The organism is Xanthomonas campestris pv. campestris str. ATCC 33913 (genome assembly GCF_000007145.1).
Taxonomy (GTDB): domain Bacteria; phylum Pseudomonadota; class Gammaproteobacteria; order Xanthomonadales; family Xanthomonadaceae; genus Xanthomonas; species Xanthomonas campestris.
This window is the reverse complement of sequence record NC_003902.1, coordinates 3,564,808-3,587,430: the sequence shown is the minus strand read 5'-3', so window position 1 is coordinate 3,587,430 and position 22,623 is coordinate 3,564,808. Positions and strand designations below refer to the sequence as shown.

General features: G+C 66.9%; 19 protein-coding genes and 1 other RNA gene. 15 read left to right on the top strand and 5 right to left on the bottom strand.

The annotated features are described in order from the left end of the window. Positions 1–369: 369 nt before the first annotated feature. From XCC_RS15745 to XCC_RS15735, 3 genes are all read right to left on the bottom strand, one after another. On the bottom strand, positions 370–2,778 hold the full coding sequence (locus tag XCC_RS15745) for a TonB-dependent receptor (protein WP_011038151.1): 2,409 nt from the start codon (positions 2,776–2,778) through the stop codon (positions 370–372). A 170-nt stretch (positions 2,779–2,948) separates the two neighbouring features. Continuing rightward, complete coding sequence (gene ggpS / locus XCC_RS15740; protein WP_011038150.1) at positions 2,949–5,243, bottom strand: glucosylglycerol-phosphate synthase; 2,295 nt, start codon at positions 5,241–5,243, stop codon at positions 2,949–2,951. 59 nt (positions 5,244–5,302) lie between these two features. Next, the gene (locus tag XCC_RS15735; protein ID WP_011038149.1) at positions 5,303–6,544 is read right to left on the bottom strand and encodes an MFS transporter; all 1,242 of its coding nucleotides are present in this window, start codon (positions 6,542–6,544) and stop codon (positions 5,303–5,305) included. An 894-nt stretch (positions 6,545–7,438) separates the two neighbouring features. Here XCC_RS15735 and XCC_RS15730 point away from each other — a divergent pair. Further along, complete coding sequence (locus XCC_RS15730; protein WP_011038148.1) at positions 7,439–7,738, top strand: FmdB family zinc ribbon protein; 300 nt, start codon at positions 7,439–7,441, stop codon at positions 7,736–7,738. After that, entirely contained in the window at positions 7,735–8,382 is a 648-nt protein-coding gene (locus XCC_RS15725) for a hypothetical protein (RefSeq protein ID WP_011038147.1), read from the top strand. The genes XCC_RS15730 and XCC_RS15725 overlap by 4 nt, the downstream gene beginning before the upstream one ends. Before the next feature lie 4 nt (positions 8,383–8,386). On the opposite strand, the gene XCC_RS15720 is transcribed toward XCC_RS15725, so the two are convergent. Together XCC_RS15720 and XCC_RS15715 are read right to left on the bottom strand one after the other, a co-directional pair. After that, positions 8,387–8,461, bottom strand: a non-coding RNA gene (locus XCC_RS15720) — sX9 sRNA. A gap of 227 nt (positions 8,462–8,688) precedes the next feature. Continuing rightward, entirely contained in the window at positions 8,689–9,459 is a 771-nt protein-coding gene (locus tag XCC_RS15715; protein ID WP_011038146.1) for a DUF3011 domain-containing protein, read from the bottom strand. 160 nt (positions 9,460–9,619) lie between these two features. Between XCC_RS15715 and aspS the strand changes: the two genes are divergently transcribed. From aspS to tolA, 13 genes are all read left to right on the top strand, one after another. Then, positions 9,620–11,386 (top strand): aspartate--tRNA ligase, encoded by a 1,767-nt coding sequence (aspS, locus tag XCC_RS15710; protein ID WP_011038145.1) that lies wholly within the window; start codon positions 9,620–9,622, stop codon positions 11,384–11,386. 347 nt (positions 11,387–11,733) lie between these two features. Further along, positions 11,734–12,261, top strand: coding sequence for a GNAT family N-acetyltransferase (locus tag XCC_RS15705; protein WP_011038144.1), 528 nt, complete (start codon positions 11,734–11,736; stop codon positions 12,259–12,261). Positions 12,262–12,385: 124 nt separating this feature from the next. After that, a complete protein-coding gene (locus tag XCC_RS15700; RefSeq protein WP_012437666.1) occupies positions 12,386–13,045 on the top strand; it encodes an alpha/beta hydrolase in 660 nt (219 codons plus the stop codon). A gap of 75 nt (positions 13,046–13,120) precedes the next feature. Next, the gene (locus XCC_RS15695; RefSeq protein ID WP_011038142.1) at positions 13,121–13,849 is read left to right on the top strand and encodes a YebC/PmpR family DNA-binding transcriptional regulator; all 729 of its coding nucleotides are present in this window, start codon (positions 13,121–13,123) and stop codon (positions 13,847–13,849) included. 129 nt (positions 13,850–13,978) lie between these two features. Continuing rightward, positions 13,979–14,503, top strand: coding sequence for a crossover junction endodeoxyribonuclease RuvC (gene ruvC / locus XCC_RS15690; protein WP_011038141.1), 525 nt, complete (start codon positions 13,979–13,981; stop codon positions 14,501–14,503). Between the two features lie 112 nt (positions 14,504–14,615). After that, positions 14,616–15,200: a Holliday junction branch migration protein RuvA gene (gene ruvA / locus XCC_RS15685; protein ID WP_006450983.1), complete on the top strand. Its 585-nt coding sequence runs from the start codon at positions 14,616–14,618 to the stop codon at positions 15,198–15,200. A gap of 199 nt (positions 15,201–15,399) precedes the next feature. Next, positions 15,400–17,307 (top strand): potassium transporter Kup, encoded by a 1,908-nt coding sequence (locus XCC_RS15680; protein ID WP_011038140.1) that lies wholly within the window; start codon positions 15,400–15,402, stop codon positions 17,305–17,307. Between the two features lie 2 nt (positions 17,308–17,309). Further along, entirely contained in the window at positions 17,310–18,431 is a 1,122-nt protein-coding gene (locus XCC_RS15675; RefSeq protein WP_057671711.1) for an SMI1/KNR4 family protein, read from the top strand. 39 nt (positions 18,432–18,470) lie between these two features. Then, entirely contained in the window at positions 18,471–19,511 is a 1,041-nt protein-coding gene (gene ruvB / locus XCC_RS15670) for a Holliday junction branch migration DNA helicase RuvB (protein ID WP_011038139.1), read from the top strand. A gap of 52 nt (positions 19,512–19,563) precedes the next feature. Further along, positions 19,564–20,022 (top strand): tol-pal system-associated acyl-CoA thioesterase, encoded by a 459-nt coding sequence (gene ybgC, locus XCC_RS15665; protein ID WP_011038138.1) that lies wholly within the window; start codon positions 19,564–19,566, stop codon positions 20,020–20,022. An 11-nt stretch (positions 20,023–20,033) separates the two neighbouring features. Further along, complete coding sequence (gene tolQ / locus XCC_RS15660; protein ID WP_011038137.1) at positions 20,034–20,813, top strand: protein TolQ; 780 nt, start codon at positions 20,034–20,036, stop codon at positions 20,811–20,813. Positions 20,814–20,904: 91 nt separating this feature from the next. Then, positions 20,905–21,354 (top strand): protein TolR, encoded by a 450-nt coding sequence (gene tolR, locus XCC_RS15655; protein ID WP_011038136.1) that lies wholly within the window; start codon positions 20,905–20,907, stop codon positions 21,352–21,354. Then, positions 21,344–22,381: a cell envelope integrity protein TolA gene (tolA, locus tag XCC_RS15650; protein ID WP_011038135.1), complete on the top strand. Its 1,038-nt coding sequence runs from the start codon at positions 21,344–21,346 to the stop codon at positions 22,379–22,381. The genes tolR and tolA overlap by 11 nt, the downstream gene beginning before the upstream one ends. Positions 22,382–22,623: the final 242 nt, after the last annotated feature.

Genomic DNA, 22,623 nt, shown 5'->3' with positions numbered 1-22,623 from the left:
CAGTGAATGCGGCCGCTGCGCGCGGCTGAGCAGCGATGGTGCCCGAGTGGGAAGGCGAATGCTTGCCCTCGCACGCTGCGGCAGCGGCCCGATCCTGCAGGAGTGCGTGCGCAGCAATTCGACGTCTCGGTGATGCGTCGTTGCGCGTGTTGCATGCGGACGAACGGTGCCAGCAGCGAGTGGTCTCATGCCACTAACCAAGCCTTCCGCGATCCGGAAGGCCGCCACCCCTGCAGGCAGCCACGGGTGACGCCGTTACTCCGTGACACCGGCTGAGTGACGATCCCGCCATCAACCCGCATGTCCGGAACACTGCCAGGCGCGAACGCACGACGCGCCCGGCATCTATTCCAGCGCAGTGCTTCGACCTCAAAGATCCAGCGTCAAGGTCAGCCCCAACGTGCGCGGTGCGGCAATGAACGCGCTGTCGCTGCCATCCACGCCTTCCAGGTAGCGCTTGTCGGTGAGGTTGCTGACATTGAGCGCCACCTGCATGCCCTTGAGCTGCGCGGAAAGTTGCGACAGTTCCAGGCCGAGATTGGCATCGAAGGTGGTCACGCCATTGAGCGCGGCGCGGTTGGAGGCATCCAGATAGCGCTTGCCCAGATAGCGGCCGGAGACGCCGAAACGCCAGGCATCGCCGCGCCAATCGGCCGACACCACCAGCGTGTTGCGCGGTTGGCCGATGACCTGCGCACCGGGGGTGATCTCCACCGCGGTGTCGCGCGCGGCATCGCCGCTGCCCAGGTAATCGGCCTTGTTGTAGGTGTAGGCACCGTTGAGGCGCCAGCCGTTGTCCCAGCCGTAGCCCAGGGCTGCTTCCACGCCGCGCGCATGCACGCCGCCGAAGTTTTCGTAAACGCCATCGGTTTCGCCCAGGTAGTCGATGCCGCTGACGAAGTTGGCCGGCACGTAGACAATGCGGTTGTCGAAGCGGATGTCGTACAGCGTGACGCTGCCGGTCAACGGCCAGCGGCTGATGCGCAGGCCCAGTTCGATGTTGTCGGCGGTTTCCGGTTGCACGCGGCTGAGCGCGACCGGGTCGGTCTCGCCCAGCACGCCGGACGGAATCGCCGCGAAGTTCTGCGAATAGCCGGCGAAGGCTTCCAGCCCTTGCACCGGCGTGGTCCAGGTCAGGCCGGCCGAGAGCAGCGCGTCCGAATGCGCGTCCGATTCCACATGCTGCGCATCGCCGATGCGGCGGTCGCGGGTCTGGTCGACGAAGAACTGCTTGACGCCCACGCGCCAGGCAAACGCACCGTAGCGCATCACATCTTCGACGTAATACATCTGTTCGTCGGTCTGGTAGTTGTCCTTGAACTGCACCCAGTACGGCTGATGGTCGAAGCTGATGTTGGTGCCGACATTGAGCAGGCGATGCCAGTCGCGGGTGACGCTGCGGTCGTAGCGCTCCAGCCAGGCGCCGGCACGTACGGTGTTGTCGATCGGGCCCAGGTCGTGGCGCCATTCCACATCGGCCATGGCACCGGCGCGGTGATTGTCGTAATGGCTATGGCGATACGACTGCACCGGTACCGACCCTGCCGGATAGCAGGCCGGGTTGGATTCGGCCGGCACCGCATCGCTGCCGGTGCAGCCGGCCAGCTGCGTCGCCGCCGCGCCGCCCGGTGTGAGGTAATACAGCTTGCCCAGGTCGCTGCCGGCATACACCGTGTTGCCGCCGCGCGCCTCCGATTCCGGCGCGCCCGCGCCGTCGTTGGTGACGTCCACCAGATACGGCGGAATCCAGTCGCCGCGGCCTTGCATGCGATGCGCGTAGCCGGTGAGCGTGGTCTTGAAGCCGTTGCCGCCATCGAAGGCGCCGCGCAGATAGCCGAAGGTGTTCTCGCGCAATGCGCGGGAGCCGGAGCGGTAGTTTTGGTCCAGATACGGAATGCCGGTGAGCGTGCCGGTCAGCAGGTCGTGCTCCGGGTCGCGTGCGAACTGCGCCGGAGTCACGCTGGTGTATTCGGATTCGTCGGCATCGTCGTAGGACAGATAGCCGCTCAAGGTCCACTTGTCCAAGCTGCTGACGAACTTGCCAGCCAGATGATCGCGGCGGGTGTGGCCGCTGCCGTCGATCCAGTCGTCATTGCGTGCCGATGAGCCGCTGACCCAGGCGCGGGTATGGCCGCCGAGCAGGCCGGTGTCGTAGCGCGCGTAATACTTGCGCGCCTGGTTGTCGCCAATGCCGCCGATCACGCGCACGCGCTGTTCTGCGAGCGGCTCGCCGGTGAGGTAGTTCAAGGTGCCGCCCAGCGCTTCGTTGGAGCGCGAGGCGATATCGGCAGTGCCCTGGCTCACCTCGACGGTTTCAAGATCCGGCATGTCGATGAAACGATTCGCCTTGGAGCCGCCGCCGTAGGCCGAGCCGCCGTTGGGCACGCCGTCGATGGTGGTGCCAATCTGCTGCGTATCGCGGTTGCTGACGAAGCCGCGCATGCTGATCTGCGTGCCCCAGTCCGAGGAGCCGAACGCATCGGCTTCGGTGACCACCACGCCGGGCAGTTCGTTGAGCGCATCGTTGACGCTGCCCAGCACGAACTGGCGGTCCAGCATTTCCTTGCTCACCGTGGTCTTGGAATACGTCATCGCCTGCCCGACAACCTGCACCTGGTCCAGCGTGGACACCTGCGCGCCGCCGTCTGGTTCGGCGGCTGCCGGTGTCGACGCGGCGCCGTCGGGCGTTTGCTGGGCGTACGCGGGCAGGGCGAGCGGAACCAGCAGCAGGGCCAGCGTGGCCGGGTGGCGCACGCGCGAGGAGGACGTCGAATCCATTGCAATCCACGGGCAGGGGGGAGAACCCCCAGCCTGCCGCGCTTGCATTGCGTGATCATGACCGCGCTGCCGATGGGCCAGCGTCACGCTTGTCTCCACACAGCAACGCCCGGAGAGCCCGGGCGTTGCTGTGTGACTGTGCGTGTTGCAGCGCGCTCGTCGGCGCGTGCCTAGGCGACCGGCTCGGCCACCGTGCTGGCCGCCGCCAAGGGCACACGGGCATGCGCGCCACGGCTACGTGCCACCGCGTCCAGGAAGTCGCGCCCCCAGTGGTCGATGTTGTAGTACTCCACGCTGTCGTACAGCTGCCGCAGGCGCCCGGCCGCCTCGTCATCGGGCATCGCCAGTGCCTGCAACAGGCCGGCCGCCAGATCGGCCGGGTCGTGCGGGTTGGTCAGTACCGCGCCTTTGAGTTCTGCAGCCGCGCCGGCAAATTCGCTCAGCACCAGCACGCCGCTGCCGCCTTCGATGCCTTGCACCGCCACGAACTCCTTGGCCACCAGATTCAAGCCATCGCGCAGCGGCGTGATCCACATCACCTGCGCGGCGGCGTAATGCGCCACCACCTGCTCGAACGGCAGGGCCTGTGCGAAGAAGCGCACCGGCGTCCAGTCCAGCCGCGAGAACCGCCCGTTGATGCGGCCCACCGCCTGTTCGATCTGCGTCTGCAAGGTGCGGTAGATGGTCATCTCGCGCGCCGCCGGCACGCACACCATCAGCAAGGTGACCTTGCCCAGCAGCTGCCGCTGGCTGTCGAGCAGGCGCTCGAACGCCTCCAGTTTCGCCAGCGTGCCCTTGGTGTAATCCAGCCGCTCCACCGACAACACCAGCTTGCGCGCACCGATCTCGCGGCGCAGCTTGAAGATGTCGTTGCGCACGTCCGGCTTGCTCAGCGCGGCGCGAATGCGGCGCAGGTCGGTGCCCACCGGATGCGCGCCCAGCGCCACGTCGCGATCGGCAACACGCAGGCAGGTGGTCATGGTGTCCAGGCCCACCGCGCAGCCATAGGTGAGAAACCGTGGCGCGCAGCTTTCCTGCGCCAGTCGTTCCACCGGCATCACGCCGCGCACCACGTCCACGAAGTTCTCCACCTGGCGCGGGATATGGAAGCCCACGTAATCGCAGCACATCAGGCTACCGATGATCTCGCGGCGCCATGGCACCACATTGAACACGTCAGCCGAGGGGAAGTAGGTGTGATGGAAGAACGCGATCTTCAGATCCGGGCGCAGCTCGCGCAGGTACGCCGGCACCATCCACAGGTTGTAGTCATGGATCCAGACCGTGGCGCCGTGCGCGGCCTCGGCCGAGGTGGCCTGTGCAAACTTGCGGTTGACTGCAAGAAATACCTGCCAGTCGTCCTCGCGGAAGCGCGCGCGTTCCCAGAACACATGCAGCATCGGCCAGAACGCTTCCTTGGAAAACCGCTTGTAGAAGATGTCCACCTCGCTCTTGCTCAGCGGCACGCGTGCGGCGGTGAGCGTCGGGTAGCGCTGCGCATCCACCTCGGTGTGGGTCTGGAACGGCCCGCGCTTGGGGTCGTCCACGCTCCAGGCCACCCACGAGCCGCGCTGGCCACCTTCGAAGAAGCTCAGCAGCGAGGGAATGATGCCGTTGGGCGAGCGCGGCGCGCGGCGCACCAGCTCGCCGTGCTCGACCACTTCGTCATACGGCAGGCGGTGATAGACCATCACCAGCTCGGCGCCGCCCTTGCGCGGGGCCTGCACCGCCGGCACGTGCGGGTCGTCGTCGGCAAGCAGGCCGAAGTGCGCAATCGCCTCCAGGATGCCGCCGCACCCGGGCGCACTGGCGTGATAGGTCGCATCCAACTGCGCAGTGGCCTGCGTCAAGGCCGCTTCCGAATCGCCCACGCAGACGCCGCGGAAACCGGCCAGATACATGGAGAGATCGTTGAGCGTGTCGCCGGCCACCAGGATGCGCTCGCGCGGCAGCTCCAGCTGGCGTGCCAACGCGCCCAGGGTGCGGCCCTTGTCGGTATCGGGCGGCAGAATGTCCAGATAGCGGTCGGCCGAATACAGCACGTCGCAACCAAGCGCGCGCGCGGTCTGCTCGATCTGCGCACGCAGCGGCGCCAGCGTGTGCGGATCGCAGAAATACGAGCAGCGGCGCTCCTGCGGCATGTCCTGGCGCTGCAATTGCGGGAATGCGCGCATCGCCTGCGCCACCACCTGCTCGCCGGGCCAGTGCGCGTCGATCATCGATTGCAGGGGCTGCAACGGTTGCAGCGTGTGGCCGTCCACCACGGTGGCACCCACGTCGCACACCACATAGTCGGGCCGGGGAATGGTGGGGTCGGTGAGCAAGGGCATCACCGCTTCGAGTCCGCGCCCGGTAATGAAGATCAGGCGGATTTCGGGATGCTGGTCGACCAGGCGATACAGCTGGTGACGGTGTTCTGCAGAGCCGGCCAGGAAGGTGCCATCCAGGTCGGTGGCCAGGATCACGGCAGGATCCGGGCGGGGGTGGGTCAGGGATGAGGTGTTCGGGAGTCTGGTTTGATCAGTCAATGTGTTTCCTTGTGAGGAGGGGAGGGTGAATCGGTTTCCGGCATCAGCTCCAGCGCCGATGGCGTGGTCCGCAACATCGGGCGGAACGCAATGGGATGGGTGCGCAGGCGCTGGAAGCGCAACAGGCGCGCCAGCGTGAAGCCGGCCAGGGCCAGCAGCATCAGCGCGAAATACGCAGGCAACGCCGCCGGGCCGAATTTCTGCATGGCCCCGCCGGCCAGCGCCGGGCCAATCGCCGCGCCCACGCCATGCACCAGCAGCAGGCTGCTGCAGCCGGACAACAAATCCTCGCGCGGCAGGTAATCGAGCATGTGCGCCACCGCGAACGGATACAGCGAGAACGCCAGCCCGCCATACACGAAGAACAGCAGGAACAGCACCTGCGTCTGCGCCTGCACCATCGGCAGCGCAGCGGCGATGGCGATGCCGGCGGCCAGCACGCTCACCGTGACCAGGCCAATGCGGCGGTCGTGGCCATCGCTGATGCGCCCGATCGGCCACTGCAACACCGCGCCACCCACGATGGCGGTGAGCATGAACATCGCCACGCCGTCGGCATCCAGCCCGATGCGGTCGGCATACACCGGCAGCAGCCCCCAGAACGCCCCCATCGCCAACCCGGACAGGCCGGCGCCGATGGTCGCCACCGGCGCCAGCGCATACAGCGTGACCAGCCGCAGCCGCGACACGTGCGGCACCTCGGGCGGAATCAGCCGCGTGGTCACCACCGGCATCACCGCCGCGCAGATCAGGATGGCAGTGAGCGTAAACATCGCCGGCGCCGTGGCATCGCCCGCACTGAGCAATACCTGGCCGAGCGCCAGTGCCGACAGGTTGATCGCCATATAGACCGAAAACACCCGGCTGCGGCGGCGCGCGTCCGGCTCGGCGTTGAGCCAACTTTCGATCACCGTGTACAGGCCCACCAGCGCGGCGCCGGTGACCAGGCGCAACAGGCCCCAGCCCCACGGATCGAGCCAGATCGGATGCAACAGCACCGCGATTGCGGCCAGCGCGGCATAAAACGCAAACGCGCGGATATGCCCGATCCGGCGGATCAGCGGCGGTGCGAAGAAGGTGCCCAGAAAGAACCCGGCAAAGTAGCCGGACATGATCAACCCCAATGCACGCGCATCGAAGCCGGCTTGGCCACCGCGTACGGCAAGCAAGGTGCCCAGCAGCCCGCTGCCGGTCAGCAACAAGGCCACGCCAAGCAACAGCGCAGTCAGCCGCAACACGAATGCGGCCCTCGTGGGGGAAAAGGCGCGTCGGTCACGTGCCCAAGTGTACCAGCTCGATGGCAGTGGCCTGTTTCACCTGGGACTGTGTGATGGCTGTCGCGCGCTGTTTTTGCGGTGTTTGCACACCTGCACGGGCGTGTTTTTGGCGGTGATCCGCTAGGTAAGTGGCTGGCTGGATGGAGGCGCGTTGCGCGTCATGTGCGGATATTGCGCTGCGGGAATGTGGAGCATTGTTCTGTTTGAGGCTGCATGTGTACCGCGGTACCTGTGCGCTGGGCAGTGTAGATGAAGAGTAGCGGAGGCGAGGTATGGCGGGCGCTGCCGCGGCGCCAACCGTAGCGAGCGATGGCTGCAAAGTGCGATGCAGGCCGCGCATATTGGCGTTCGTGGGGAACTAGGTAGAACGCTTCTGGCTTGTCTTTGCATCGGGCGAGGTGCAAAGGCGAATTCGGGCGCTGACCTTTCACTGCAGTGGCAAACAGTCGCAGCGGCAGGGCGCTGCAGCATGTAATGCCTGGCGTGCACGGCGGCCTTCGCAGGGCCTCGGCAGAACGCTCTCAGGTACTCCGCTCCGTCGAGCGACTACGGACAGACGAATCCGTCTGCCGATCACTCGGTCCTGCTGCGGCCAAACACGGCCCAAGCACGCAAAGCGCCGCTGCCTGCGGTACGGAAATGCCGTCACGCCGCCATCCGTCTCCCGCAGTCCAGCCCAGGTGACGATGCACGCGGCCCCAAGTCACGACCAGCCGGCAACGCTGCTGCCATGCGCGTCGGTGACCACATCTGCGCCGGGCCGTCCACGAGATGCCCGCAGCGCCGGCCCACGCGCGCAGCGGTCCGCGGCGGTCTAGAATCTGCGCCCTCGCGTTCTCTTTCCGCTGACTCACCATGCCTATCTACGCCTTCCAGTGCACCGCCTGCGACCATCAATTCGATCGGCTGCTGAAAATGTCCGACCCGGTGCCGGAAAGCTGCCCCGCCTGCAGCGCCAACGCCATCAAGCGTCAGGTCACCGCGCCGTCGTTCCGCCTCTCGGGCAGCGGCTGGTACGAGACCGATTTCAAATCCGCCGGCGAGAAAAAGAAGAACCTCACCGAAAGTAGCAGTAGCAGCAGCGGTGGCGATGCGAAGCCGGCCGCGGCCAGCGAGAGCAAGCCGGCCAGCAAGCCCGCGTCCGACCCGGCGTGATCTCTCTGGCGCGGCGGTGGCCTGGTCGCATCCGCGCCGGTCTGTGTCTGGTGGCGCTGGTCGCCGGCCTGGCCGGCTGCGCCACACCGCCGCCGCCAGCATCGGCAACTACCATCGCGCCAGCCGACCAGTTTCTGGCCGCGCTTGCCGCCTACTGCGGGCAGGCCTTTGCCGGGCGCGTGCTGATCGACACGCCAGCGTCCAAGGCGCCCAGCCCATTTGCGGGGCAAGCGCTGGTGATGCATGTGCGCGGCTGCGATGCGCCCACCCGCGAACTGCGCGTGCCGTTCCATGTCGGCAACGACCACGCGCGCACCTGGGTGTTGACGCGCACTGCCACCGGGCTGCGCCTCAAGCACGCGCATCGCCATGCCGACGGCAGCGCGGACGCACTGACCAATTACGGCGGCCACACCGTCAGCGCTGGCGCTGCCACGCGCCAGGAATTCCCGCTCGATGCCGACTCGCGCGCGCTGTTCCAGCAGCAAGGCGCGGCGGCGTCCCTGCACAACACCTGGGCCATGGAGGTCCACCCGGGGCGGAGTGTGGTCTACGAACTGAGCCGCCCGGACGGGCGCCTGTTCCGGGTGGAATTCGACCTTACCCGGCCGGTGGCGCTGCCGCCGGCACCCTGGGGCGGCTAAGAACGGCTAACAAAACGTAGCGAGCAGTCGTCAGGTGGGTGCGCACTGCGCATGGGAACCGGAGTCTACGTAGGGACATGTTGATTTCGACCACCGGCTGCGCCCGTCGGGCGGCTGCGTAGTCGTTTTGATAGCAGCTCCAAGCCAGCGCACCGGCAGTCGCCTGCGACCAACTCCGCATTGCCAAGTCGTCTGCGTTGAAACAGTTCTGTCGCAGCCTCGCTGCGTATCAAGCCGCAGCGACGCCAACCCGCGCTGGAATGCGCAGGCGCAAAGACACTTACCGCTCAGATTCCGACGCAGGCCTCAGCGCGCCTCGAAGCGTGCGCGGCAGCCGTCGTTGACCCACACGGTGGCGCGACGCGGGTCGTAACCCCAGCTGTGGCCTTCTTCGCAGCGGGTATCGGACAGCTGGCGGGTCAGCACCGGCCGGCCATACCGGCCATCCCAGCCGCAGGTGCGCAGGCGGCGGTCGTCGCTGCTGCAGGTGATGGTGTAATCGTTGCGCGGGCGGTCGTCGCGGCCACCGTAGCCGCCGTCACCACGGTCCCAGCCGCCGCCGCGTGCCTGCGCAAACTCGCCCCGGCAGCCGTCGTCCACCCAGATCCGGCCACCGTCCTGCCGCCAGTTGCGGCCTTCCACGCAGGGCGTGTTGGACAGCTGGCGCACCAGGATGGCGCGGCGCCAGCCGGTGTCGCAGATCTTCTGGCGCTTGTCGTTGCTCTCGCAGCGCACCGTGCCGGCAACCCCGCCTGGGCCACCATCGCCGCCCCATCCGCCGCCATTCCCGCTGCGGCCTTCGACGAAGCGCCCCCGGCAGCCGTTGTCCACCCAGACCCGGCCGCGGTCGCTGCCCCAGTTACGGCCCTCGATGCAGCGGGTGCCGGAGATGTTCTCCACCAGCACCGCGCGGCCGCGGAACGGCGTATCGCATTCGCGGCGGCGGTTGTCGTTGCTGGCACAGGTGATGCTGGGGCCATTCCAGCCGCGGTCCTGCGCGGCGGCCGGGCGGCTGCCCACCGCGCCGGTCACGGTGATGAGGCAAAAGCCGGAGATCAGCAGGGCGGTGCGCAGCATCGTGGCGTCCTTGGGTATACGAGAGAGGCGTGGTGCCTATTCAGCCGGGCGCTCACTTAAGCGACCGTGACCGCCTCCGCATTTGCTCCCGCCGCCCGCCGGCCCCAGAATATCGGGCTCTCCGGCGCCGTCCTGTGCCGGGTTTTCAGCGGAGCTTTCGATGCGTACCCACTTTTGCGGCCTGGTCGATGAGACCTTGATCGGCCAAACCGTCACTCTCGCCGGCTGGACCGACGTGGCCCGCAATTTGGGTGGGGTGTGTTTCATCGACCTGCGCGACCACGAAGGCATCGTGCAGGTGACCGTGGAGCCCGCTGAAGGCGACGCCAACTCCGCGGAAGTGTTCAAGGTGGCCGCCAGCCTGGGCTACGAAGACGTGTTGCAGGTCGAAGGCGTGGTGCGCGCGCGCCACGCGGTCAACGACAAGATCCGTACCGGCAAGGTGGAAGTGATCGCCACCCGCATCACCATCCTCAACAAAGCCGCGCCGCTGCCGTTCCATGCGCACGAGAACCCGGGCGAAGACACCCGCCTGAAGTACCGCTATCTGGATCTGCGTCGCCCGGAAATGCAGCGCATGCAGCGCACCCGCATCAAGCTGGTGCAGGCGCTGCGCCGGCATCTGGATGCACGCGACTTCCAGGACATCGAAACCCCGATCCTGACCAAGGCCACCCCGGAAGGCGCACGCGACTTCCTGGTGCCGGCGCGCATGCATCCGGGCGAGTTCTATGCGTTGCCGCAGAGCCCGCAGCTGTTCAAGCAGATCCTGATGGTGGCCGGCTTCGACCGCTACTACCAGATCGCGCGCTGCTTCCGCGACGAAGCGCTGCGCGCCGATCGCCAGCTGGAGTTCACCCAGCTCGATATGGAATTTGCCTTCGTGCGCGAGCGCGACGTGCAGGATTTCGTGGAAGACATGATCCGCGCCATCTTCAAGGAAGTGGTCGATGTGGAGCTGGCCGCGCAGTTCCCGCGCATGACCTGGGCCGAGGCGATGCGTCGCTATGGTTCGGACAAGCCGGACCTGCGCATCGCGCTGGAATTGGTCGACGTGGCCGAGCTGGTCAAGACCAGCGAATTCCCGGTGTTCGCCGCCGCCGCCAACGATGCCGACGGCCGCGTGGCTGCGCTGCGCATCCCCGGTGGTGCCACGCTGAGCCGCAAGCAGATCGACGACTACGCCGCACACGCCGCCAAGTACGGTGCCAAGGGCCTGGCCTACAGCAAGCTGTCGGAGACCGGCGAGGTGAGCTCGCCGATCGCCAAATTCTTCGGCGAAGAGGCCTTTGCAGCGCTGCTGGCCCATGTGGGCGCGGCCAATGGCGACATCGTGTTCTTCGGTGCCGGCAGCTACAACAAGGTGTCCGACTTCATGGGCGCGCTGCGCCTGAAGGCCGGCAAGGACTTTGGCCTGGTCGCCGCCGGCTGGGCGCCGTTGTGGGTCACCGACTTCCCGATGTTCGAATGGGACGAGGAGGCGCAGCGCTACGTGGCCCTGCATCACCCCTTCACCGCGCCGGCTGTGGACGACATCGCCGACCTGCGTGCCAACGCCCGCACCGCGGTGTCGCGTGGCTACGACATGGTGCTCAACGGCAATGAAATCGGCGGCGGCTCGATCCGTATCCACCGCCCGGATATGCAGAGCGCGGTGTTCGAGCTGCTCGGCATCGGCGCCGAGGAAGCGCGCGCCAAGTTCGGCTTCCTGCTGGATGCGCTGAACTACGGCGCGCCGCCGCATGGCGGCATTGCGTTCGGTATCGACCGCATCGCCGCGCTGATGGCAGGTACCGAGTCCATCCGCGACGTGATCCCGTTCCCCAAGACCACCGGCGCGCAGGACCTGATGACCGACGCCCCGTCGCCGATCGCGGCCGAGCAGCTGGCCGAAGTGCACGTGCAGGTGCGGCCCAAGCAGGCCTGACCTGCCGCAGTGCACGGCCATGCAGTGGCATGGCCGTGCCTGGTTGATCAGTCGGCGTTGACGGCTTTGGGTGAGTTGTCTTGGTCAGTAGGGCGCGGCTGCTGATCGGGCCGGTCTTCATCGGCAAGCATCATCCACCCGGTGCTTGCTCGGAGTGCATCAGTTGCCGCTCCGACATGCTGTCGTTGAGGACCACCGCGCCGGTGCAAACAGATCCCTGCGTCATGCAGGGCTCACGGCCCTGGCATGCACCGCGCTGATCCCGCAGACCACCGTCCCGACCCAGGCTTGCGGGAGCGCGGCCGCATGCGAGAAGCTGCAACGTCACCCTGCACGAGACGCCCCGCATGACCCGCATCCGCCGCGCCACGCCCGACGATGCCGAAGCGCTGTCGCTCCTGGCCGCGCGGACGTTTACCGAAACCTTCGGCCATCTGTATCCCGAAGAGGACCTGCGCGGTTTCCTGGAAGAAACCTATGCGGTCGAGCGCGCGCGCATCGTGCTGGCGCATCCCGACTACGCGATCTGGCTGCTGGAAATGGACGGCCTGCTGGTCGGCCATGCCGCGGCCGGCCCCTGCGGGCTGCCGCACGCAGACGTGCAACCGGGCGATGGGGAGCTCAAGCGGCTCTATTTGCTGAAGGACTACCAGAACACCGGCTGGGGCAGCCGGCTGTTCGAGACCGCGCTGCAATGGCTGGAACGCGACGGGCCCGGCACGCTCTGGATCGGCGTGTGGTCGGAGAACTTCGGCGCGCAGCGTTTCTATGCTCGCTACGGCTTCGAAAAGGTCGGCGAGTACGAATTCCCGGTCGGCCGCATCCTGGATCGCGAATACATCCTGCGCCGCGCGCCGGTGGTCGCGGAACCGTAGTGCCGGGCTCGGTGGCTGCGCGCGGCGTGGTCGTGCGCGCCAGCACATTGAATGCGGGCTGCGGTGGTCCATGTGTGGCTCCCGCGGTAATTCGCGCGGGGCCATCCGTCTGGAGCGTTCATCCATGAGCGGCGGCGACGACCAGCAGACACAGAGCGGGCATCCCGAGGCTGCCTCCGCCGATGTGTTGCTCGTGCATGGCATCTGGAACACCGCGCACTGGTTGCTGCCGCTGGCAAGGCGTCTGCGTACGGCCGGCATGACGCCGGCGCTGTTCGGCTATGCCAGCGTGCGCGGCGGCCCGGCGCAGGCGGTGCCCCAGCTGATCGCCCGCCTGCGCGCCACACGCGCACCGTTACTGGTCTGCCACAGCCTGGGCGGGTTGATGGCCTTGCAAGCCTTGCAGCAGGCGCCGGAGCTGCCGGTGCAACGCGTGGTCTGCCTGGGCTCGCCGTTGTGCGGCAGCGCGGCTGCACGTGGGCTGGCGCGGCGTGGTGGCCACTGGGCGATGGGGCGCAGTGCGGCGCTGCTGCTGCGCGGGTTTACGCATTGGGACGGCGCTGCCCAGGTGGGTCAGATTGCCGGTTGCGTGCCACGCGGCCTGGGCCGCTGGCTGGCGCCGCTGCAGGCCGGCTCGGACGGCACGGTGGGGCTGGACGAAACCGGTCTGCCCGGCCTGCACGACCATTGCGTGGTGCAGGCCAGCCATAGCGGCCTGTTGCGCTCGCCCGCCGCCGCGCAGCAGGTGCTGGCATTCCTGCGCGATGGCCGTTTTACGCACTGAACGGCCTCACCCCGGTGCGGGCGGGCAATCAGGTAAAATCCGCGCCCTGTCATCCAAGCCAGTCTGGAAACACTCATGGGTAGAGGCCCCTCCATCGAAGGCCGCAAGAACGCGTCCGACGCCAAACGCGGCAAGATCTTCACCAAGATCATCCGTGAGATCAGTGTGGCGGCGCGCGCCGGCGGCGGCGACCCGTCCAACAACCCGCGCCTGCGCACCGCCATGGACAAGGGCCTGTCGTCGAACATGTCCAAGGACGTGATCGAGCGCGCCATCAAGAAGGCGACCGGCGAGCTGGAAGGCGTGGAATACGAAGAAGTGCGCTACGAGGGCTACGCCCCCGGCGGCGTGGCGGTGATCGTGGATTGCCTCACCGACAACCGCGTGCGCGCGGTGGCCGACGTGCGCCATGCTTTCAGCAAGTGCGGCGGCAACATGGGCACCGACGGCTCGGTCGCCTTCATGTTCAAGCGCCTGGGCGTGCTCAGCTTCGCCGCCGGTGCCGATGAGGACGCCGTCACCGAGGCCGCCATCGAAGCAGGCGCCGACGACGTGGTGGTGTACCCGGAAGACGGCGCCATCGACGTGCTGACCGCCCCGGACACCTTCGCCCAGGTCAAGCAGGCCCTCGCCACCGCCGGCTTTGAACCGGCCCACGCCGAGATCACCTTCCGCGCCGAAAACGACATCGCCGTCGACGGCGACACCGCCGTGCAGGTGCGCAAGCTGCTGGACATGCTCGAAGACCTGGACGACGTGCAGGACGTGTATTCGAACGTCGACCAGGCCAGTCTCGGCGCGTAAGCGCCGGGAATCGGGAATGGAGAATCGGGAATCGAAACAGCTGCACCCTGCATTGCTCGGCAGCGTCCGAGACTGCAGCAGGCCGCTCTACCCATTCCCGATTCCCGATTCCCCACTCCCGGCCCACAGATGACCCGCATCCTCGGCATCGATCCCGGTTCGCAGCGCACCGGCATCGGCATCATCGACGTCGACGAGAGCGGTCGCAGCCGGCATGTGTTCCATGCGCCGCTGGTGCTGCTGGGCGAGGGCGACTTCGCCCAGCGCCTGAAACGCCTGCTGCACGGGCTGGGTGAGCTGATCGAGACCTACCAGCCGCAGGAAGTGGCGATCGAGAAGGTATTCATGGGCAAGAGTGCCGATTCGGCGCTCAAGCTCGGCCACGCGCGCGGGGCGGCGATCTGCGCGGTGGTGCTGCGCGACCTGCCGGTGCACGAGTACGCTGCCACCGAGATCAAGCTCGCGCTGGTCGGCAAGGGCGGCGCGGACAAGGTCCAGGTGCAGCACATGGTCGGGATCATGCTCAATCTCAAAGGCAAGCTGCAGGCCGACGCCGCCGACGCGCTGGCGGTCGCCATCACTCACGCCCACGTGCGCGCCACCGCGCAGCGCCTGGGCGTCAATACCCAACAGGCGTGGAGCCGGAAAAGATGAGAATCGGGAATCGGGAATCGGGAATCGGGAATCGCAACGGCACACGCGGAGTCAGCTCTGACGATTCCCCATTCCCGATTCCCGATTCCCGGCGCCCCGCAGGCGGTGCCCAATGATCGGCCGTCTGCGCGGGATCCTGGCCTACAAGCAGCCGCCGTGGCTGGTGATCGACGTGGGCGGGGTGGGCTATGAACTGGAGGCGCCGATGAGCACCTTCTACGACCTGCCCGATGTCGGCCGCGACGTCATCCTGTTCACCCATTACGCGCAGAAGGAAGACAGCGTGTCGCTGTACGGCTTCCTGCGCGAGGGCGAGCGCCGGCTGTTCCGCGACGTGCAGAAGGTCACCGGCATCGGTGCCAAGATTGCGCTGGCGGTGCTGTCCGGGGTCACCGTGGACGAATTCGCGCGGCTGATCACCAGTGGCGACATCACTGCGCTGACCCGCATCCCCGGCATCGGCAAAAAGACCGCCGAGCGCATGGTGGTGGAGCTGCGCGACCGCGCGGCCGACTTCAGCAGCGGCGCGCCGATCACCGGCCAGCTGGGCCCGGATGCGGTGTCCGAGGCCACCGTGGCGTTGCAGCAGCTGGGCTACAAGCCCGCCGAGGCCGCGCGCATGGCACGCGAGGCCGGGGCCGAAGGCGACGAGGTCGCCACCGTTATTCGCAAGGCCCTCCAGGCCGCGCTGCGCTAGGCGCGGCGATCCAAAACCACCGCGCCGCCGCCAAGCGGGCGCGGCCAGTGCTCGGCATCGGCGGGTTGGCCCCGTACACTGCGCATCCCGAGCGCACTGCCCGGCCTCACCTGGCATTTACCCGCTAGGCCCGCGGCGGTGCCCCGGTAGCACGCCGTCTTCCTCTTCTTCACGCTGTCTGGCGAAAACTCCTCACCTCATGTCCCACACCCCCACTCCCGCAGCCGGCTCCGGCCATGCGCCCGCCAATGGCCACATGGCCCTGGTCATCGGCGCGATCGGCGTCGTCTTCGGCGATATCGGCACCAGTCCGCTGTACACCCTCAAGGAGGCGTTCTCGCCGCACTACGGGTTGACCAGCGATCACGACACCGTGCTGGGCGTGCTGTCGCTGGCGTTCTGGGCGCTGATGATCACGGTGACGCTCAAGTACGTCACCATCATCATGCGCGCCGACAACGAGGGCGAGGGCGGCATCATGGCGCTGATGGCGCTGACCCAGCGCACCCTCAAGCAGGGCTCGCGCTCGGCGTATGTGGTGGGCATCCTGGGCATCTTCGGCGCCTCGCTGTTCTTCGGCGACGGCGTAATCACCCCGGCCATCTCGGTGATGGGTGCGGTCGAAGGCCTGGAGATCGCCGCGCCCAGCCTGCATCCCTTCATCGTGCCGATCACCGTGGTGGTGCTGCTGGTGGTGTTCATGGTGCAGCGCTTCGGCACGGAGAAAGTGGGCAAAGTGTTCGGCCCGATCACCTGCCTGTGGTTCCTGTCGCTGGGCGCGATCGGCATCTGGAACATCGTCGACGCACCCGAGGTGCTCAAGGCCTTCAACCCCTGGTGGGCGATCCGCTTCTTCATGGAGCACGGCTGGCACGGGGTCTTCATCCTCGGCGCGGTGGTGCTGGCGGTGACCGGCGGCGAAGCGCTGTATGCCGACATGGGCCATTTCGGTGCGCGCCCGATCCGCCACGGCTGGTATTTCTTCGTCCTGCCGATGCTGTTGCTCAACTACCTGGGGCAGGGCGCGCTGGTGTTGAACCACCCGGCCGCGCTGAAGAACCCGTTCTTCGAAGCGGTGCCGAGCTGGGCGCTGTACCCGATGATCATCCTTGCCACGCTGGCGGCGGTGATCGCCTCGCAGGCGGTCATTACCGGTGCGTACTCGGTGGCCCGCCAGGCCATGCAGCTGGGCTACATCCCGCGCATGCTGATCAAGCACACCTCGCGCGACACCATCGGGCAGATCTACGTGCCCGGCATCAACTGGCTGTTGATGGTGATGGTGATCGCGTTGGTGTTGATCTTCCGCAGCTCCACCAACCTGGCGGTGGCCTACGGCATCTCGGTCTCGATGACCATGCTGATCGACACGCTGCTGCTGGCCCTGGTGGCCCGCTCGCTGTGGCCGCGCTGGCGCAACTGGGTACTGCCGCTGTGCGTGGTGTTCTTCATCATCGAACTGGCGTTCGTGATCGCCAATGGTGCCAAGCTGCTGCAGGGCGCCTGGTTCCCGCTGGCGCTGGGCATCGTGGTGTTTACCCTGATGCGCACCTGGCGCCGCGGCCGCGCGCTGCTGCGCGAGGAAATCCGCAAGGACGGCATCCGCATCGACAGCTTCCTGCCCGGCCTGATGCTTGCGCCGCCAGCGCGCGTGCCCGGCATGGCGGTGTTCCTCACCGCCGACCCGATGGTCGTGCCGCATGCGCTGATGCACAACCTCAAGCACAACAAGGTGCTGCACGAGCGCAATATCTTCCTCAACGTCGACACCTTGCCGATCCCTTACGCACCGGCCGACAAACGCCTGCAGATCGAATCGATCGGCGACGAGTTTTACCGCGTGTACGTGCGCTTCGGCTTCATGGAAACGCCCGACGTACCGCTGGCACTGATGCGCTCCTGCGACCAGGGCGGCATCCATTTCGACCCGATGGACACCACCTTCTTCGCCAGCCGCGAGACCATCGTGGCCAGCGCCAACCGCGGCATGCCGATCTGGCGCGACAAGTTGTTCGCACTGATGCATCGCAACGCCGCCCCCGCCACCGGCTTCTTCCGCATTCCCGGCAACCGCCTGGTGGAACTCGGCGCGCAAGTGGAGATCTGAGCGTGGCCGGCCTGGAATGGAAGGTCTACGGTCGCGCGCCGACCCTGGACACCTTCTGGGACGAAGCACTGAACCTTGGACGATCTCCGGCCACGGATGCGTCCATCGCCGCGGCGCAGGCGCGGCTCGGTGTCCGCCTGCCGGACTGGTTGCGGCATCTCTATGCACGCTACGACGGTGGCGCGGTGCAGATGGCGCGTGGTCAGTCGCTGCAACAACCGGACAATTGGCTTGCCGCCGAATGGCTGATTCCGCGAGCGCGCCTGTTGGGTGCGGAAGCGCTATTTTCGTTCGCGCAGGTGCGCGCCCGCGAGGACTACCGTGACGATGCCTACGCCGGCCTGGCCGCCAGTGGCGATGACCGCTGGTTGATCGCCATCGCCGCCGATGCCCGCGCGCCCAGCCGGGCGCTCTGCCTGGACTACGCAGCGCCCGACACCGAGCCGACCTTGGTCTACGTCGATGCGGGCAGCGGGCAGCGGTTGATCGTGTTCGAGGGGGTGGAGGATCTGCTCGCGCAGCTGGTCGATGTCGTGTACTGGTCGCCCGCGTTGCAGGCGAAATACGACGACAACGAGCGCGTGCAGTGGCAGCCGCAGCCGCCTGCACTGGAGACGTTCTGGAGCGGCCCCGGGCACTGGAGCGACGCACTAACGGTTGCGGACACCAAGGCCCTGGCAGCGGCCGAAGCGCGGCTGGGCGTGCGCTTGCCGGCATTGTTCAAGCGTCTGTACGGCGTCCAGGACGGCGGTGATACCGGCTGGTGCTGGGTGCCACGTACCCGTTTCCCTTCGGACCGCTACGTGGATTGGGAGTGCGTGCTGGTCGACCGCTACTTATCGCCGCTGGCCCAGATCGGCAGCGTGCTGGACTTCGCCGCCGCGTTCGAAGACCCACAGGATTTCAGCGCAGTCGCAACTCTGCATGCCGGTCTGGACCAGGTCCTGGTGCTGTCGAGCCACAACGTCGATTGCCTGCTGTGCCTGGACTATCGGGGCCGCGGGCCGCACTACGCGCCCGAGGTGGTCTACTTCGAACGCTGGGAAGGACTGCATCCGACTTGGCGCGCGCCGAGCTTCGAGGCGTTTTTCAGCACGCTGCGGCAGGCCGACCTTGATTTCTAGATGCTGCGCCGGCCGCGCGCGGCATGAGAAGATGGCGGGATGACTGAACAGCGCACCATCGCCAGCAGCGCCACCCGTGAGGACGAGGCCGCCGATGCGAGCATCCGCCCCAAGCGCCTGGCCGATTACCTCGGCCAGCAGCCGGTGCGCGACCAGATGGAGATCTACATCCAGGCGGCCAAGGCGCGCGGCGAGGCGATGGATCACGTGCTCATCTTCGGGCCGCCCGGCCTGGGCAAGACCACGCTCAGCCACGTCATCGCCAACGAACTGGGCGTGAGCCTGCGCGTCACCTCCGGCCCGGTGATCGAAAAGGCCGGTGATCTGGCCGCGCTGCTGACTAACCTACAGCCGCACGATGTGTTGTTCATCGACGAGATCCATCGCCTTTCGCCGGTGGTGGAAGAAGTGCTGTATCCGGCGATGGAAGACTTCCAGATCGACATCATGATCGGCGACGGCCCGGCCGCGCGTTCGATCAAGATCGACCTGCCGCCGTTTACGCTGATTGGCGCGACCACCCGCGCGGGCCTGCTGACCGCGCCGTTGCGCGACCGCTTTGGCATCGTGCAGCGCCTGGAGTTCTACTCGCCGCAGGAGCTGACCCGTATCGTGATCCGCTCGGCAGCGATCCTGGGCATCGACTGCACGCCCGATGGCGCCGCCGAGATCGCGCGCCGCGCGCGCGGCACGCCGCGCATTGCCAACCGGCTGTTGCGGCGGGTGCGCGATTTCGCCCAGGTCAAGGCCGCCGGCCACATCGACCTGACGGTGGCGCAGGCCGCCATGCAGATGTTGAAGGTGGATCCGGAGGGCTTTGACGAGCTCGACCGCCGCATGCTGCGCACCATCGTCGATCACTTCGACGGCGGGCCGGTGGGCGTGGAGTCGCTGGCCGCATCGTTGTCCGAGGAGCGCGGCACGCTGGAAGACGTGATCGAGCCGTATCTGATCCAGCAGGGCTTCCTGATCCGCACCGCGCGCGGCCGCATGGTCACGCCGAAAGCCTATCTGCACCTTGGGCTGAAGCCGCCGCGCGACAGTGCGCCCGCAATCGGCGAACCCGGAGACCTGTTCTGATGGCTGCCCGCTTTAGGCGCGTGTGGGCTGTCTCGACTAGAAGCATGCTCCCATGACCGCCGATTCCCGACTCCCGATTCCCCAATCCCCGCCTGTATTCAGTTGGCCGACACGCGTGTACTGGGAAGATACGGACGCCGGGGGCGTGGTCTACCACGCGCGCTATGTTGCTTTCATGGAACGGGCGCGCACGGAATGGATGCGGGCGCTGGGCTTTGGGCAGGAACGCCTGCGCCAGCAGCACGATCTGGTGTTCGCGGTCCGCTCCATGCAACTGGATTTCCTCAAGCCGGCTCGGCTGGATGATGCACTGTCGGTCTCGGCGGTGCTCACCCGGTGCAAGCGGGCCAGCCTGATATTTGCGCAGTCGGTCAGGCGCGAGGGCGAAGTTCTGCTGACCGCCGAGGTGCGCATTGCCGCACTCGGTGGCAGCGACTTCCGCCCACGCGGCATGGACGATGCGCTGTTTGACGCGTTGAAAGCTCTAGAAACCACAGAATCCGATTACTAAGGAACCAACGGATGTCGATCGCATTGCTCCTGGCCCTGCAGGACACGGTAGTGGAAGCGCTGCCGCAGGAAGTCACCGCCGCTGCGGCGCAGACCGCCAGCGTGGCGCACAACAGCAGCATCAACTACGCCGAGTTGATCCTGCGGGCCAGCATCCCGGTGAAGATCATCGTGCTGCTGCTGCTGATCGGCTCGTTCATCAGCTGGGTCATCATTTTCCGCAAGGCGCGTGCCTTCAAGCAGGCCAACCGTGAGGCGGACGAGTTCGAAAACCGCTTCTGGTCCGGTGCGGACCTGGCCAAGCTCTACGCCTCGGCAACCGATCGCAACCGCACCGTCGGTGGTCTGGAGTCGATGTTCGAAAGTGGCTTCCGCGAGTTCTCGCGGCTGCGCGACCGCCGTCGCCTGGATGCGCGCGTGCAGCTGGAAGGTGCCCAGCGCGCCATGCGGACCGCCTTTACGCGGGAAGTGGACCAGCTTGAGCGCAATCTCGAATTGCTGGCCAACATCGGCTCCACCGCACCGTACGTGGGTTTGGTCGGCACCGTGTTCGGCATCATGGTGACCATGCACGACATGGTCAGCAGCGGCGAGCAGGCCGGTATTGCTGCGGTGGCGCCGGGTATTTCCGAAGCCTTGTTCGCCACCGCCATCGGCCTGTTCGTGGCGATTCCGGCGGTGTGGGCTTACAACCGTTTCACCACCCGCGTGGAACGGCTGTCGGTGCGCTATGAGACCTTCGCCGACGAGTTCAGCTCGATCCTGCAGCGCCAGGCCGGCGCGGACGAATAATGCGCGCCGCTGGCAGGTGCCAGCAGACAGGCGAGTCCCTCGCAAACACCCGCACCTGCATGTGCGGGGCCTCCCTTAGGAACGTTCCGCGATGATGTCCGGTATTTCCCGCCGCAAGAAGCACAAGCTCAAATCCGAGATCAACGTCGTGCCGTACATCGACGTGATGCTGGTGCTGCTGATCATCTTCATGGTCACCGCGCCGCTGCTCACGCTGAGCACCGACGTGACCCTGCCGAGTTCGCGCGCCAAGGCGCTGGAGAGCAAGCAGGATCCGATCGTGGTGGTGGTGGCCGCCGACGGCCAGCTGGCGCTGCAGTTGCCCAAGGGCAAGCCGCAGGCAATGGACGTGGCCGGGTTGCAGGCGCAGCTGGCCGCGATCGTGGCGCAGGACAAAGAGGCTCGCGTGGTGGTGGCCGGCGACCGCGCCGCGCCGTACCAGAAGATCATGGACGCCATCGACGTCCTCAAGCAGGCCAAGGTCGAGAAGGTCGGCCTGATCTCCGACTCCGGCGGCGCTGCAGGCAGTGATGCACGCTGACGCTTTCCCCCAACAGACAGCGCGCGAGGATGGCTGGGCCCGCCCGGTCATGCTGGCTTTGGCTGTGCACATTCTGGTGGCGCTGGTGTTCATCGCCGGCTGGCTGTGGTCGCCCGAACGTTCGGTAGAGCCAGCCGCTGGCGACCCGAGCATGGAGGCCTCGCTGGATGTGTCGGCTGCCGAGGCCCGCGTTGCCCGCCAGGCATTGAACGCGACCCCGATCGCGCCACCTCCGCCGCCGGCCCCCTTGCCAGAGCCTGCGCCGGAAGACAGCGTGCCGCCGCCGCAGCCGATTCCCGAGCTACGCCCGCAGGATGCGCCGACGCAGCAGCAGGCGCAGGCGCAAGAGCGCGTCGCCCAGCCCGACAAGGTCGATCAGGACAAGGTCGATGCATTGGCCATTTCCGAGGAAAAGGCCAAGCAGGAGCAGGAAGCCAAGCGCCGCCAGGAGCAGATCGACCTCACCGAACGCAAGCGCCAGGAAGAAGCTGAGCAGAAGCTGCGCCTGGCCAAGCAACAAGAAGAGGAAGACGCCAAGAAGAAGCAGGCCGCCGCGCAGCAGGCCGCACAGGCCGAGCGCGAAAAGAAGATCGCCGACATCCGCCGCCAGCGCGAGCAGGCCGACAAGGAAGCCAAGCTGGCGGAGCAGAAGCTGCGCCAGGTGGCTGCGGCACGTGCGCAGCAGGCGTCTTCGGCCGCTGCCGCAACTGCCCAGCCCACGGCAGGGCAGGGCGGCACCAACACCGACCTGTCGGCCAAGTACGCCGCGGCGATCCAGCAGAAGGTGCTGGCGCAGTGGGTGCGTCCGCCGTCAGTCCCGCCGGGCCAGAAGTGCACCATCAACATCCGCCAACTCCCCGGCGGCCAGGTGATGGAGGCCAAGGTCGCGCCGGGCTGCCCGTACGACGAGGCAGGCCAGCGGTCGATCGAGGCCGCCGTGCTGAGCGCCCAACCATTGCCGTACCGCGGGTTCGAATCGGTGTTTCAGCGCAATCTGACCTTTGTGTTCACCGCGCAGGATCAGTAAGCGGGAGGTGTGTGCCGCGCGCCTGGCTCTGTGGCGCTGTACGCGCGAATCCCGCGCCGGGAGTTGCGCAGCACGCAGGCGCATGTGCCCGGACGCGGTGGCCGCAGCCAGGTCCCGCGCCGGGCAGCATCAGCGCCTGCAACGGTTTTGCGCAGTCCCGGCACCACTCGCTTCATTTTCACGTTGTCTCGTTCATGATTGCGAGTATGTTCACTCGCTGATTGGTATCCCTTGCCCACTTT

Coding starts and splice junctions, on each gene's coding strand:
- tolQ (WP_011038137.1), top strand. CDS start 20,034: ATGTCGATCGCATTGCTCCTGGCCCTGCAGGACACGGTAGTGGAAGCG.
- XCC_RS15700 (WP_012437666.1), top strand. CDS start 12,386: ATGAGCGGCGGCGACGACCAGCAGACACAGAGCGGGCATCCCGAGGCT.
- ruvC (WP_011038141.1), top strand. CDS start 13,979: ATGACCCGCATCCTCGGCATCGATCCCGGTTCGCAGCGCACCGGCATC.
- XCC_RS15715 (WP_011038146.1), bottom strand. CDS start 9,459: ATGCTGCGCACCGCCCTGCTGATCTCCGGCTTTTGCCTCATCACCGTG.
- XCC_RS15745 (WP_011038151.1), bottom strand. CDS start 2,778: ATGGATTCGACGTCCTCCTCGCGCGTGCGCCACCCGGCCACGCTGGCC.
- ruvB (WP_011038139.1), top strand. CDS start 18,471: ATGACTGAACAGCGCACCATCGCCAGCAGCGCCACCCGTGAGGACGAG.
- XCC_RS15695 (WP_011038142.1), top strand. CDS start 13,121: ATGGGTAGAGGCCCCTCCATCGAAGGCCGCAAGAACGCGTCCGACGCC.
- ruvA (WP_006450983.1), top strand. CDS start 14,616: ATGATCGGCCGTCTGCGCGGGATCCTGGCCTACAAGCAGCCGCCGTGG.
- XCC_RS15680 (WP_011038140.1), top strand. CDS start 15,400: ATGTCCCACACCCCCACTCCCGCAGCCGGCTCCGGCCATGCGCCCGCC.
- ybgC (WP_011038138.1), top strand. CDS start 19,564: ATGACCGCCGATTCCCGACTCCCGATTCCCCAATCCCCGCCTGTATTC.
- tolR (WP_011038136.1), top strand. CDS start 20,905: ATGATGTCCGGTATTTCCCGCCGCAAGAAGCACAAGCTCAAATCCGAG.
- XCC_RS15730 (WP_011038148.1), top strand. CDS start 7,439: ATGCCTATCTACGCCTTCCAGTGCACCGCCTGCGACCATCAATTCGAT.
- XCC_RS15705 (WP_011038144.1), top strand. CDS start 11,734: ATGACCCGCATCCGCCGCGCCACGCCCGACGATGCCGAAGCGCTGTCG.
- tolA (WP_011038135.1), top strand. CDS start 21,344: ATGCACGCTGACGCTTTCCCCCAACAGACAGCGCGCGAGGATGGCTGG.
- aspS (WP_011038145.1), top strand. CDS start 9,620: ATGCGTACCCACTTTTGCGGCCTGGTCGATGAGACCTTGATCGGCCAA.